The sequence below is a fragment of the Veillonella sp. AF13-2 genome (assembly GCF_003603295.1).
GTDB lineage: Bacteria > Bacillota > Negativicutes > Veillonellales > Veillonellaceae > Veillonella > Veillonella parvula_E.
On record NZ_QTMT01000003.1, the window covers coordinates 330,948 to 342,519 of the forward strand.

Sequence of the window (11,572 nt, forward strand, 5' to 3'; positions counted from 1 at the left end):
ACATATTGAAAGAGGTTCCTATTGGTCACCTATGTGACTATTAGGAACCTCTTTTTTATTGTTTTTTCTTAGTGAAACTTTCACAATAATAGGGGAAGGAGTTCGTTCATAAGGAAGGGCAAAATTATGTATCGAAATGTGCGTGTTATACCAAAACAGCTGTTGCAGCAATTATATATAGAGAAACAATGGAGCGTTCGCGATGTGGCGGATTATTTTCAATGTAGTGTTGATACCATCATGCGCCGTATGAAAGCGTACGATATCGAACGGAGGCCTCTGAAGAAAGAAATCAATATGGTCCATGTACAAGCTTTGTATGAGACCGGTAAGTGGTCGCTCCATTCATTAGCAAAGCGTTATGATGTGTCTATTACGACGATGGCGAATCGCTTGAAGGAATATGGATTGGTTTGTCAGCAATCAAATAAAAACGTCTCTATAGATGTAGTGCGTATATGTAGGGCCTATAAAAGTGGAAATAGTACAGATGCCATTGCTCGTATGTATGGTATATCGCGATGGAAAGTTCACCATGTATTGCGGCATATGGGGAATTGCTTACTTCCTAAAGTTCGAAAGCCTATGCGCGTAGAGGAGATGGCTTATTTATATATTCATCATCACATGAGTACAGATGACATTGGCCTAGCTTATGGGATACGTGGTTCTACAGTGGCAATTTATTTGCGAGAGCAAGGTATAGAAATAAGGGCAAATACTCTTGATCTAGACGAAAATAAGATTAAAAAACTCCGTGCTCAAGGTTATGGAGTTGCAAGGATTGCACAGGTGATGGGTTGCTCTACCTCTGCTGTGCGAAAGCGTCTAGCTATGAAAAAATATATCTCTCCTTGATGTAGTGTGGTAGATACTATATACTTAAATTTATACAATGATGGGAGGAATATTATGCTCGAAATTATATCTGCTTTAACACCGTTTTTATTACTGGGCTTAGTGGCTGCTGGTTTATCTCGACTTTCTGGGGTAGCCTTATCTATGGTTGTAGTACCAACTTTATTGATTTGGGGTGCAACTGCGGTTGACGTAATCGCCTTTATGTTGCTCTTTGTGGTGTACAACAACTTCACTATGGAAACACAAGATATTCGTTTAGATTATAAAGATCTTGTCTTATTCCCTAAATGGCGCTTGTGCATTCCCTTCATTTTGAGTTTGGTAAGCGCGTTCTTTGTTCCTGCTGCAGGCATTGCTGTTTTTATGGCTTGCTTTGTTTTAGAGTTATTGGCTACTGTGTATAAACGCATTCCTGAAAATAAACGACCTCGTTTACAGCGTGTAATAGTAGCATCGATTTTGAGTGCTGTTGCAACAGCTGTAGGTGCTTATATAGGTCCTAAAATTCCTAGTGAATTCTACTTTGTCTGTGTAGGCTTAGCCATTTTAATCATTACAGACTTTGCATGGTATGCCGGCAAGCATAGAGATGCTTTTAGAAGCGTATGGGATAGCATTTGGGCTGGTTTTAATATATTCTTAGGCATGTTTGGCATAGAGGCTTCATATTATCCAGCTGCACTTACGCGATCTATTCCAAATCCAATGGATCGCATGTTGCCTATGGTTACTGTAGTAGGTGGCTATGCAGGCCTTATGGTAGTATTCGGTTTTTATAACATTTTTTCTATACCGTCTTTGATTACAGCTATTGGTGCTGCTATAGGGATACGCCTCTTTGGTATGTATGAATTTCCTCGTAATGGCAGTTTCTCTTATTTAGCAATCGGTTTTGCCGTGGCTGCCGTAATTTGCTTGTATCTCGTATCTCCGACACCAGTTGGTTTCGATCATATTAATACCTTAGTTTCTCAACCAATTGGCCAATAATAATAGATAATGTAAGTCTATTGATATATTTTAATGAGTTCTTTAGTTGCTTTCACCTAGGAGCTAATTGGATTATAATGTGTGATATATCTCATATATTGTATTGAAAATTAAGTTCATATTAGAATGTGAAAGGAGTTGATGCTATATGGCAGAAACAATTGAAACAAGACCATTCCCTCCATTCTTACCAAAGAAGGCAACAGTCATGATGATGGGCACATTTCCTCCAGAACAATCAAAACGTGCTATGGAATTCCATTATCCAAATTTCCAAAATGATATGTGGCGTGTTTTTGGCCTCGTATTCTTTGATGAAAAGGATCATTTTAGAAATGGTGAGGAAAAAGCGATGGATCCTGAGAAGATTAAAGCCTTTTTGTCTGAAGCTGGAATTGCATCTTGTCCTACTGTTTTGAAAGCTATTCGCGAAAAAGGGAATGCATCTGATGCATTTCTTAAGGTCGTTGAACCAGTTCCACTTGCGGACGTACTGGAGCAAATCCCTGACTGTAAGCATATTGGTACAACAGGCGGCAAGGCTACGGAGATTTTATTGAGCCTTTTACCAGAAAAGGTTAAATTACCTAAAACTGGTGAAACAATTCCTTTTGTATTTAATGGTCGGGAATTGACATTGACACGTTTGCCATCTACATCACGTGCCTATCCGTTGAGCCTACCGAAAAAGGCTGAAGCGTACAAGAATTTCTTCAAAGCTTGTGGTCTAAAAACAAAATAAATATTTAAAGTAGCACCTTTAATAGTTGGCTTTGAGTCTTTTGGTCTCATCTGTCGCTATTGAAGGTGCTTTTATATCGTAAAAATATATGAGGTATTAAAATGGAAATTAATGCATATTTATTGTGAATATGTAGTTTGTTATAAATAAAATTGATGAGATATATAATATTTTAATTCTTGTTTTTTATAATGAGAGGTTTATAATTAACCGTTGTCGCAAACTGGTTGACAATAATTTAAAAAATGGAGTTGATAATATGGATAAGGCTAAGGAGGCCTTGTGGACAAAATCCTTTGTCCTTGATACTTTGATTAATTTCTTAGTATTTTTAATTTATTATTTATTAATCGTTATTATTGCGGTTGTAGCAAAAGATAATCTTCATGCTACGGCTAGTCAAGCGGGACTTGCTGTTGGTATATATATTATTGGCACCGTTGTAGCCCGTTTGTTGGCAGGGCGGTTTATCAGTATCCTAGGGTGTCGCAAGATGCTCTATTTAGGGTTATTGATTTACTTGATTTCAACGGCTATGTATTTCTACACACCTAATTTACTAATGCTTGATAGTGTTCGTTTCTTAAATGGTTTTGCTTATGGTATTACATCTACTGCTACAAGTACTATCATAGCTGCTATTATTCCTACGTCACGCCGTGGGGAAGGGATTAACTATTATGGTTTATCTACCTCTCTAGCAGCTGCAGTAGGGCCATTCTTAGGTATCTTGATGCTTCATAGTCTTGGTTATGATTTCATCATCGCATTCTGTGTTGCACTTATCATCCTCTGTGGTATTGGCTCAGTAATCATGAAATTTAATGAACCTAAACTTGGTATCGAATCTGAAGCACATAAGGGCATTAGAATCTCGGACTACATTGAACCACGGATGAATTCAGTCAGTCTTGTTTCCATTCTAGTCGGTTTTGCCTACTCTGGTGTTATTGGCTTTATGGCAGCCTACACAAAAGACCTAGATCTTATTATGGCAGGTACCTTCTTCTTTGTTGTATATGCTGTAGTTATTACTATAACAAGACCATTGCTTGGCATTGTGTTTGATATGAAAGGGGAAAACTTTGTTCTTTATCCTTGTTTTGTATCCTTAGCACTTGGTATTTTCTTATTATCCATCGCTCACTCCACATGGCTTGTGCTTTTATCGGCTGTGTTTGTTGGTCTTGGATATGGTACATTTATGTCCAACGGACAAGCTGTTACTGTTAAAATAGTACCTGTTCATCGTATTGGTGTTGCCACATCCACATACTTCATTGCCTTGGACATGGGGCTAGGCTTTGGCCCCTATATTTTAGGCGCTGTTAAAGAGGTTGTAGGTTATACTAGTATGTTCCATGTAACCGTTGTTGTGGCGCTCCTTGCACTAGTTGCTTATTATTTATTATATGGTCGTTATGTGGGGACTGAAAGAGATCTTTCTTTAAAAGCTCGCGCTGAAGAGGAAGAAATTAGAAATCGTAAGCGTAATAATAAGCTTGCGTAATATGTAAATTAAAAGGACTATACGAGCCTAGGCTCGTATAGTCCTTTTTGTTATCTACTACTGCTTTGCTAATGCTATTATTTTTCAATATTTACAATATTAACGATAACTTCAACAGCTTTTTTCATATCATCGATACATGCAAATTCATGACGACCATGTAGGTTTTCTACGCCTGTAAAAATATTGGGTGTAGGAATGCCCATGAAGGAGATTTTAGATCCATCTGTGCCACCGCGAATAGGATCACAAATAGGTGTAATCCCAGCTTTTTCCATTGCTGCTTTGGCTACATTTACACATTCCATATTGTCTTTGATGATATCGTACATGTTGTAGTATTGGTCTTTTACAGATACTTCACATACTTCACGACCATATATTTCGTTCAATGTTTGACCTGCTTGTAAGAAGAATGTTTTTTTTGCTTCAAACAATTCCTTATCATGGTCGCGGATAATGTAGTTCATTTTACCGCTATCTACTTGTGTTTCCATGCTCATGAGCATAAAGAAACCTTGGCGACCACAGGTGTGCTCAGGAACAGCTGCTCCTGGCAATAAAGCGTCAAATTGCATAGCTAGTTTAGCACAGTTGATCATAATGCCCTTGGCTGTGCCTGTGTGAACAGAAACACCTTTCAGGGTAACGGTACCGCCTGCGGCATTAAAGGTTTCGTATTCAAGTTGGCCTAGACTTTCACCATCGATAGTGTAAGCATAGTCTACAGGGAATTGTTTAACATCGAAGTGGTCTGCGCCAGTACCGATTTCTTCGTCTGGACCGAAAGCACACATGATTTTACCGTGTTTGATTTCTGGATGAGCTACGAGGTAGGCGAGAGCTTCCATGATTTCACAGATTCCGGCCTTGTCGTCACCACCGAGGAGTGTTAAACCGTCAGTTACGACTAAAGATTTGCCAATGTAATTTTTTAGATTTGGAAAGTCGGCACGTCGGGTGAAGATTTGGTGTTCTTCGTTGAGGCAAATATCACTACCATCATAGTTTTCTACGATACGAGGTTTAATATTTTCTGCATTATAATCAGCTGTATCCATATGGGCAATGAAGCCGATGGAAGGAGCTTTCTCATCAGTGTTAGCATGTAATGTGCCGATGACAAAACCATTTTCACGATTATAAATAACCTCATCTAAACCTATTGCCTTTAAATCGGGAACGAGCACATTCGTAGCAAAGTCTACTTGAGTTTGAGTACTAGGAATGGTTGTACTTTCCTCATTAGACCGTGTATTTATGCTCGTATAGCGTACAAAACGTTCGACCATTGATTCCATAATGAGCCTCCTCGTAAGTAAACATACGTGTTATACAGGGCAGTATACGATACCGTTACATAATAATAGAGATTCTTAATATACTTTCATTGTAGAACAGGGACGCCAAAAATGCAAAATAATTATTTATAGGGGGTGTGTTGTTTTATTCGCATAGTGCATAGAAAACCATTGAACCATGTGTAGTACCGTGTTAGTATAAAGGTGAATAGTTATACGTTTGTACTTTTTCTGTTAGGAGGTTTTATTATGTCGGACGAGGTTCGTTCCATTCCGCCCATAGAACCGGTGTTAGATCCTAAGAAAGATTACGTAGAGATTAACTCATATGTAGTCTTCTGGGGCTTGTTCTATGCGGCAGTTTTCACATTGGCTGTTGGCTATTTATGTTTGAAAATCGGTCAAACAGTAGATGCCTTTGCACCAGTATCTGTACTTGCTATGGGTACAGCAGTTATTTTAAAGCGGCAAAATGCTTTTGCCGAAACGGTACACATTCAAGCTATCGCTAGTTCTAGTACGAACACATTAGCAGGGGCTATGTTCTTCTTGCCAGCTCTTTATATCTGGAATGTAACAGATGTATCCTTTGTACAAATGGCGATTCCTATCATTCTTGGCGGCGTTTTAGGTGTTTTATTATGCGTTATGTTCCGTCGCTATTTCGTTGAGGAAATGCACTATGTGTATCCGTTCCCAAGTGGTCGTGCTGCAGCGGAAGTATTGATGAGTAATGAAGGTAGCAAAGCAAAACTTATGCTTGGCTCTGGTTTAATTGCTCTCGTGTATGACTTTATTCTTAATAGTTTAGGGTGGTGGCAAGAGGTTATTCGCACTGCTACCTTTAAGTGGGGGGCAGCCCTTGCAGATCAAACTAAGCTAACCGCAGCGGTAGATACTGATGCAGCATTGCTTGGCCTTGGTTATTTCACGGGCCTTCGCTATGCGGCTATCATTGCAGCCGGTTCCTTCTTCTCTTGGTTTGTATGTATTCCGATTGTGTACTATTTAGCGCCTGAACATATCATGCAAATTGGCGGCCATGCAGTTCCATTAGGGGAGGCCCCAATTCGTAAGGTATTCCTTGATTATGTTCGTCATATTGGTATCGGCATGCTCGCTATGGCAGGCATCATCGGTCTAATTACAATGTCTAAAGTGGTAGCAAATGTTGTTAAAAATGCAGTGCTTGACATCTTTAGTTCTAAAACTGTAGATGTTAATTTGCTTCGTACACAACGTGATGTACCTACATCTTGGATTGGTGCTGGCATCTTGTTATGTACAGTTTTATTTGCAGCATATTTCCATTTTATGTATGCTGAAAGCTTCGGACAAACAATTGTAGCGTTCTTAATCGTTCTTATTATGTCCTTCCTATTGTCTGTAGTGGGGATTAGCTCCATCGCTTATACAGGTACAGAACCAGTTTCAGGTATGACAATCTTTATGATTATCATCTCCGCTGTATGCTTAACCGCAGCAGGTATGACTGGTAAGGTCGGCATGATTGCAGTCCTCATGATGGCATCTTTTATCGGTACTACTATTGGGATGGCTGGTAACTTCATGTCTGAACTTAAGGTGGCACATATGACAGGTGCTACACCTAAGAAAATGGAACAATGGCAAATCGTTGGTACTATTCTTTGTGCCGTACTTTCTGTAGGTGTTATGATTCTTTTGAACGATGCTTATGGATTTGTAGGAGATCATGCATTAAATGCACCTCAAGCGAACGCTATGGCTGCCATCATTGAGCCAATGATGACTGGTGGTAGTGCTCAATGGCCTCTATACATGGCTGGCGCATTATTTGCAATTATCTTGTGGATGGTAAGAGTTCCACCATTGGCATTTGCTTTGGGCACATATTTGCCAATGGAAATCAACACACCATTACTTATCGGAGGTTTGATTGCGTATCTTGTACAAAATAGTACAAAAGACAAAGAATTGGCAGATCTTCGCTTCTCCAAAGGTAGTACAATTGCCTCTGGTCTCGTAGCTGGTGGTGCTATTGGCTCCTTGTTCAGTGCGGTGCTTCGCATTGCAGGTGTTGATGTATTTGCTCAAGCTTGGGTAGAAACACCTGAAGCGACATACCTCAGTATCGTAATGTATTTATTACTCTGTACGTTCTTGTACAAGGTAGCTATGTATATAAAAGCTAAACATGCTAAATAAATTACATACTATATATCCTAAATGAATTGAATAGCTTATTTATTCTATAAATAACCAGGAATCCTCCATTTTGGAGATGACCGCCTTTATCAAGTTTCATCTATGCTTGGTAAAGGCGGTCTTTTTATATACTTAGGAATGTTATTTTCGATATAGCTAAAAACTATATCAATTCAATACCTATTGGTATAGTTGGATTTATTGACCCGTACTATATCGAATGTTATCATAAAACTATAATACCTTTAGAGGTATTATTTTTATTATGCTCATAAGTGTAAGTATAAATATATTAGTTAATTAAGAAGAACTCTGTTTCTAGATAGAACGGAGAGAAGTAAGGGTAATAATATGAAATTTAAGAAAATAGCAGCTCTATTAGGGGCTTTCACCATTGCTAGTAGTTTATTAATCGCAGGCTGTGGTCAGGAGGGGAATAGTCAGAAGGCATGGCGCGTAGGTACTGATGCGACCTATGCACCATTTGGTTTTAAAGACAAAGATAGTGGTAAATTAGCTGGATTTGATATTGATATTATCAATGCGATTGCAAACGAAGAGGGCATAGAAGCAGATATTCAAAATCTAAACTTTGATGCGCTTTTACCAGCATTACAAAGTAACACCATCGACATCGCTATTTCGGATATGACTATTTCTGAAGAACGTGCAAAATCCGTTGATTTTAGTAAACCGTACTATATTGCAGGTAATGGTCTCGTTGTGAACATTGATAACACCAATATTAATAGCTTTAAGGATCTAGAAGGTAAACGCATTGGTGTATCCATCGGCTCTACTGGTGCAGAGATTGCTAGCAAGATTCCCAATGCCGATGTACGTCAGTTTAATATCATTGTCGATGCGTTCTTAGAATTGCAAAATAAAGGAGTCGATGTAGTTATCAATGATACACCAGTAAACGAATATTATGTTAATGGTAAGGGCAAAGGTATCGCAAAGGTTACTGGAGAGGACTATGATGCGGCACCACTAGGTATTGCTGTGAAAAAAGGCAATACAGAGTTGCTTAACAAAATCAATGATGGTTTGGCAAAGATCAAAGCAAACGGTAAATACGCAGAAATTTATAAGAAATGGTTTGGTAAGGAGCCTCCAGCAGAGGTATTAAAATAGTTTGTAGATAGTACCAGAATGTATTATTTGATATAATATGCTAGGTAAGCCTCGTGTTATAAGAGGTATGTATAGAATGGGTGGTATGATGGCTAAACGAAGTGCATTTTTAGATATTATTAAGGAAAAGGGCGCCCTCGTCTTAGATGGGGCTTTAGGGACCGAATTAGAGCGTTATGGCTGTGATATTCAACATAAGTTGTGGTCTGCTAAGGTTCTCATGGATCAGCCAGATATCATCAAGAAAATACATATTTCTTATTTAGCTGCGGGTGCCGATATCATTCAAAGCTCTGGCTATCAAGCGACAGTAGCAGGCTTTAAAGGTTTAGGTTATGGAACGGAAGAAGCGATAGAGCTCGTTAAACTATCTGTTCGTTTAGCCGTGCAAGCTCGTAATGAGTTTTTAGAAGCAAAGGCGAGTGGGGCGCTTACATTGCGTGGTATTAAACTTGGCGAAGAGACTCCTGAGGGGGTTAGATATTTTTCTGAAGGTGCTTTACCTAAACCGTTGGTGGCAGCCTCTGTAGGACCTTATGGCGCTTTCTTGGCTGATGGCTCTGAATACCGTGGTTATCCTGATGTGCAAATAGAATATCTAGAGATATTCCATATTCCACGGCTAGCATTATTCTGCGAAGAACATCCAGACATATTATCCTTTGAAACTATACCGTCTTATGCTGAAGCGATTGCTATTGCGAGAGCTATGTCTGATCCGTTTACATCAAAAGGTATTCCCGGGTGGATTTCTTTTTCCTGTAAGGATGGGCATCATGTTTCTAGTGGCGAAACCATTATTAAATGTGCACAAATGATCGATAAGGTACATCCTATTACGGGGATTGGCATTAATTGTACTAAACCGGAATATGTAGAATCCTTGATAAAAGATATTCGTACTGTTACAGATAAACCGATTGCTGTATATCCTAATCTTGGTGAAAGCTATGATAGTAAAACTAAAACTTGGTATGGCGATGCTGCATCATTTGTAGACTACGTTGAGGTATGGCGAAAAGCTGGAGCTGAAATCATTGGTGGCTGTTGTAGAACAACACCTGAAATTATCGGTGATATTGCAAAGAAAATTCACAACTAATATAGTGTGATATACAAAAAGCTATTCGAGTATAATTCGAATAGCTTTTTCTTTATATGCAAATAAAAAAGCAGTACGAAAGCACTGCTTTTACTATGGCGGAGAGACAGGGATTTGAACCCTGGGTACGGGATAACCGCACACATGATTTCCAATCATGCTCCTTCAGCCGCTCGGACACCTCTCCATGTATTCTGCTGTGTAACAGGTACTTGTATAGTATATGAAAAAGTTAGATTTATGTCAAGCAAAAAAATAGTAGAATTATTGCATATTTACAAGGCTTTTAAAATACAATATTTGATTGCAATGATGGGGAATGATCGAAGGTTAAAACCTAATTTCGATTGTGTAAATTTGACATATAAACAGAAAAAGCCGCCTAAATAGGCGGCTCTTGTATTAGGAATTAGAATACGTCTTTAATTTCAGCAGCTTCAATGGATGCTTTAATATCGTCTGCCATTTTTTCAATTAATGGAAGATCTTCTTCTTTCAAAGAGGATTTGATATCTAGTGGTTCGGAAACGATTTCAATGTCTTTGAAGTCATTTTCGAAATGGGAAACCATTGTTTTCATCGCAGCGGAAGCCCAAGAGTGGTTACCAATGATGGATACTTTATGGTTTTGGAAGTTAAGGGCTTTTAATTCATGGATAAAGTTTTCCATAGTAAGGTATAGATTCAAGTTATATGTAGGTGCGATAGTTACCAAGTTAGTATATTTCCAAGCATCGGAGATGATGTAGGAAGCATTAGTTTTGGAAACATCGTAAATTCTGATATCTGTAACGCCACGTTTGGATAGTTGTTTAGCCAATTGTTGAGCAATAGCACGAGTATTGCCGTACATGGAACCAAAAGCGATAACAACACCTTTTTTCTCAGCTGTATAGCTGGACCAATGTAAGTATTTGTGCGTGATATATTGGATAGATTCAGGGGTGCGCCAGATTGGACCATGAAGTGGAGCAATGCGTTTGATATCAAGGCTAGAAATTTTGCGAAGCGCATTTTGTACTTGTGGTCCGTATTTACCAACGATATTTGTATAGTAACGGCGAGCTTCTTCTTCGTATGTAGCTACGAAATCGGTTTGATCAGCAAAGATATTACCATTAACTGTACCGAATGTACCAAAAGCATCTGCAGAGAACAATGTGCCTGTAGATTTTTCGTATGTACAAGTTACTTCAGGCCAGTGAACCATAGGCATAGTGTAAGAAACCAAAGTATGTTTACCTAAACAGATTTCATCGCCTTCTTTAATTTGATGGTATTGTTCTGGTTTTGGAGTGTTATAGAATTGCTCAAACATGCGGAATGTTGTAGCATTACCTACCATTTTACAATTTGGATACCGTTCCAATGTTTCCAATAATGTTTGGCAATGATCAGGCTCCATATGGTTTACGACGATGTAATCAAGTTCACGACCATTTAAGAGGTGAGTCAAGTTGTCGAAGTACTCTTCACGAATTTCAGCATCTACAGAGTCTACCACACAAGTTTTTTCATCGTCGATGAAATAGCTGTTATAGCTAACACCATTTGGAATAGGAAATAAGTTTTCGAAACGTTCTGTTGTCCAGTCATTACTACCAATCCAGTAGATATTATGAGTCATTTTCTGAGCACAATGCATAATAAAATCCTTTCTTAACCCACACTAGGTATGTATAGCTTTACATGAGAACTCATGTCTGTAAATATAGTATCAATTTATAATACTAATATTTTCG

General features: G+C 38.6%; 9 protein-coding genes and 1 tRNA gene. 7 read left to right on the forward strand and 3 right to left on the reverse strand.

Annotated features, from left to right (window positions below; translation table 11 throughout):
• The first annotated feature begins 126 nt into the window (after nt 1–126).
• The 4 genes from DWV85_RS07380 to DWV85_RS07395 all read left to right on the forward strand — a co-directional run bounded on the left by DWV85_RS07380 (nt 127) and on the right by DWV85_RS07395 (nt 4,103).
• Nucleotides 127–858: a sortase gene (locus tag DWV85_RS07380; protein ID WP_101928948.1), complete on the forward strand. Its 732-nt coding sequence runs from the start codon at nt 127–129 to the stop codon at nt 856–858.
• Between the two features lie 54 nt (nt 859–912).
• A complete protein-coding gene (locus tag DWV85_RS07385; RefSeq protein ID WP_101928949.1) occupies nt 913–1,851 on the forward strand; it encodes a hypothetical protein in 939 nt (312 codons plus the stop codon).
• A gap of 148 nt (nt 1,852–1,999) precedes the next feature.
• Entirely contained in the window at nt 2,000–2,593 is a 594-nt protein-coding gene (locus DWV85_RS07390) for a DNA glycosylase (protein ID WP_008602839.1), read from the forward strand.
• A 223-nt stretch (nt 2,594–2,816) separates the two neighbouring features.
• Nucleotides 2,817–4,103, forward strand: a complete 1,287-nt coding sequence (locus tag DWV85_RS07395) for an MFS transporter (RefSeq protein WP_347736160.1) — start codon at nt 2,817–2,819, stop codon at nt 4,101–4,103.
• A gap of 77 nt (nt 4,104–4,180) precedes the next feature.
• Here the strand turns inward: DWV85_RS07395 and pepT are convergent, their stop codons facing one another.
• The gene (gene pepT / locus DWV85_RS07400) at nt 4,181–5,404 is read right to left on the reverse strand and encodes a peptidase T (protein ID WP_120055567.1); all 1,224 of its coding nucleotides are present in this window, start codon (nt 5,402–5,404) and stop codon (nt 4,181–4,183) included.
• Nucleotides 5,405–5,653: 249 nt separating this feature from the next.
• Here pepT and DWV85_RS07405 point away from each other — a divergent pair, with 249 nt between their 5' ends.
• The 3 genes from DWV85_RS07405 to mmuM all read left to right on the forward strand — a co-directional run bounded on the left by DWV85_RS07405 (nt 5,654) and on the right by mmuM (nt 9,830).
• Complete coding sequence (locus DWV85_RS07405) at nt 5,654–7,591, forward strand: oligopeptide transporter, OPT family (RefSeq protein ID WP_004697976.1); 1,938 nt, start codon at nt 5,654–5,656, stop codon at nt 7,589–7,591.
• Nucleotides 7,592–7,942: 351 nt separating this feature from the next.
• Complete coding sequence (locus DWV85_RS07410; protein ID WP_021147762.1) at nt 7,943–8,728, forward strand: basic amino acid ABC transporter substrate-binding protein; 786 nt, start codon at nt 7,943–7,945, stop codon at nt 8,726–8,728.
• Between the two features lie 76 nt (nt 8,729–8,804).
• Entirely contained in the window at nt 8,805–9,830 is a 1,026-nt protein-coding gene (mmuM, locus tag DWV85_RS07415; RefSeq protein ID WP_123138442.1) for a homocysteine S-methyltransferase, read from the forward strand.
• 96 nt (nt 9,831–9,926) lie between these two features.
• Here mmuM and DWV85_RS07420 read toward each other — a convergent pair.
• Nucleotides 9,927–10,017: transfer RNA gene (locus tag DWV85_RS07420), tRNA-Ser, on the reverse strand.
• A 222-nt stretch (nt 10,018–10,239) separates the two neighbouring features.
• A complete protein-coding gene (locus DWV85_RS07430; RefSeq protein ID WP_021147764.1) occupies nt 10,240–11,475 on the reverse strand; it encodes an FprA family A-type flavoprotein in 1,236 nt (411 codons plus the stop codon).
• Nucleotides 11,476–11,572 lie beyond the last annotated feature (97 nt).

Bases quoted from the DNA above. Each gene is read 5' to 3' on its own strand.
- DWV85_RS07380 (WP_101928948.1), top strand. From the start codon at position 127: ATGTATCGAAATGTGCGTGTTATACCAAAACAGCTGTTGCAGCAATTA.
- DWV85_RS07385 (WP_101928949.1), top strand. From the start codon at position 913: ATGCTCGAAATTATATCTGCTTTAACACCGTTTTTATTACTGGGCTTA.
- DWV85_RS07390 (WP_008602839.1), top strand. From the start codon at position 2,000: ATGGCAGAAACAATTGAAACAAGACCATTCCCTCCATTCTTACCAAAG.
- pepT (WP_120055567.1), bottom strand. From the start codon at position 5,404: ATGGAATCAATGGTCGAACGTTTTGTACGCTATACGAGCATAAATACA.
- DWV85_RS07405 (WP_004697976.1), top strand. From the start codon at position 5,654: ATGTCGGACGAGGTTCGTTCCATTCCGCCCATAGAACCGGTGTTAGAT.
- DWV85_RS07410 (WP_021147762.1), top strand. From the start codon at position 7,943: ATGAAATTTAAGAAAATAGCAGCTCTATTAGGGGCTTTCACCATTGCT.
- mmuM (WP_123138442.1), top strand. From the start codon at position 8,805: ATGGGTGGTATGATGGCTAAACGAAGTGCATTTTTAGATATTATTAAG.
- DWV85_RS07430 (WP_021147764.1), bottom strand. From the start codon at position 11,475: ATGCATTGTGCTCAGAAAATGACTCATAATATCTACTGGATTGGTAGT.